We start from the raw sequence: 1998 nt of genomic DNA, 5'->3' as shown, positions 1-1998 counted from the left end.
CTGAAAAATTGCATTTCTAGAATACCTAACTTTTTAAAATCCTAAAAAATTCTTTATTTTCAGTTGCTTTCGTTGACTTTTTGTGCTAAACTAGATAACCTAAATAGATAATTTATGAGATCATGAGCACACCGAAACTACCTCCGCTGATTATTAAGAAAAGCCCCTCTGCTTTCTACGTTTACACCTACAAGAACAAGTGGAACAGCGAAAAAGCTAGAAGCGAGCGTGTTGAATTTAAGAAAGTCGGAACGGTGGTGTCCGGTCAAAAAGAAGGACGCATCCGCTGGGATGAAAAATTTTTAGAAGAGCGTCCGGAACTTAGAAACTTTATTTGTGAAAGGAAGGCTAAAGGCTACGTGTTTGAACCTCTGGAAAAAGAGACCGGCCTTAGCCTCAAGCAAGTCCTTAGCATCAAGCAATTACATGCAGGGGCGACCTGGGCTTTAGACCAAATTGTCAGCAGCACCCCGATAGGTCCGGCTCTGAAGAAAGCCTTTCCTCAGAAACGAGACTATCTAAAGATTCTTTCCATTGTTTATTTCATAATTCTTAATGAAAACAACAATATTTCTCGATATCCGAATTTTACTGAAACAACCCGTTTACCTTGGCCCGGTGCTCTTCATGCATCAACTATCGGAAGAATTTTTAGACGAATAAAAAGCCAACAGATTGAAAATTATTTTACGGAGGTCCAAAAAGGTTTATTGGAGCTAAAAATCAAAGCAAACGACACCGATAAACTTACGCTGGCACTGGACTCAACATCTATATCGAGCTACTCCGAAAAACTTCCAAATGTTGTCCGAGGCAGAAACAAGGACGAAGATAATTTGCCTCAAATCAATTTATTAATGCTCGTCGACTCTAAAACTGGACTTCCTCTTTTTTATAGACACTATGATGGCAATGTCCCTGACGCTCAGACTGTAAGAAGAGTTATTGCCGATAACTCCAGACTGAAACTGACAGATGTAGTGTTGGTCTCAGATAAAGGCTACAGCAGCAATAAAAACATCAACGATTGTTTAAGAAATGATGTTGGCTTGCTCTTCAATATGAAGTGCGGTGTAAAAGGTAGCCTCACTCAAGAAGTGATAGATGAAGAGATGGCCAACCTTAGAGATCTGAACAAACGAGATTGGTATACCGAAGCATTCCAGGTAACAAAAAAAATTGAATGGAGCTATGAGAGACAACCGGTTCCGGGAAAGAGGTCAAGCAAGAATACGCGGGACGTGGCAACGCTTTACTGGCATATCTACTTCGATAAGCAAATTGCCGAAAAAGTCACTCAAGGTCTTTTTGAAAGAATAGGAAAAATTCAAGAAAAGCTTCATAAGAAAGAGAGCCTTGACGAGAATGAACAAACTTTGTTCGAAGAAGTCTTTGAAAAAGCAGAAAGCACCGACGAAGATACACCCGTAAGCTATACCATCAATAATAAAAAGGTTGATGAAAAGCTCAGATATAAGGGTTACAGAGTTCTGGTCAGCAATGAAATATCCGATGCCCGCAAGGCCTGGTGCGCCTATCAAGAGCGCTGGAAAGTCGAAGACACCTTTAAGACTTTAAAGTCCCGCTTAGGATGCTCTCGCAACAGAGTCTCAGACAATGAATCTTTAAACGGAAAAATCTTTGTGCAATTCTTGGCTACCTCTATTGCTATGGTAGTAAGAGCAAGGCTGAAAAAGTATTCTGAGGAGTACAGAAAGTCTGATGGACCAGCCCTCATTTACGATTCTGACGGAACAGTGCTCGAGACTTTAAACAACATTATGCAGACAAAGTTCCAAGCAGGCTATTACTTTGGAGAAATTGCCGGGAAGCGCAGAAAGCTATTTGAAGCTCTCGGAGTTCGCATACCAGATTCTGAGCCGGAAAGAGAAATGGATTACGATGATGAGGCTGATGAATACGATGACGATGAACTGTAGCCCGAACCATGGGAGGAAGGCCCTCCCATAGATACTCTAACCGATGCAATATTTCAGA

The 1998-nt window shown here is 41.1% G+C and carries 1 protein-coding gene; it reads left to right on the top strand.

Annotation, left to right across the window (positions count from 1 at the left end; genetic code table 11):
* Positions 1–122 precede the first annotated feature (122 nt).
* Positions 123–1940: an IS1634 family transposase gene (locus ACYQ4O_RS12850; RefSeq protein ID WP_460175858.1), complete on the top strand. Its 1818-nt coding sequence runs from the start codon at positions 123–125 to the stop codon at positions 1938–1940.
* Positions 1941–1998: the final 58 nt, after the last annotated feature.

This window comes from Turicimonas sp. TL08 (assembly GCF_054660695.1).
This window is presented reverse-complemented; position numbering and strand designations above follow the sequence as displayed.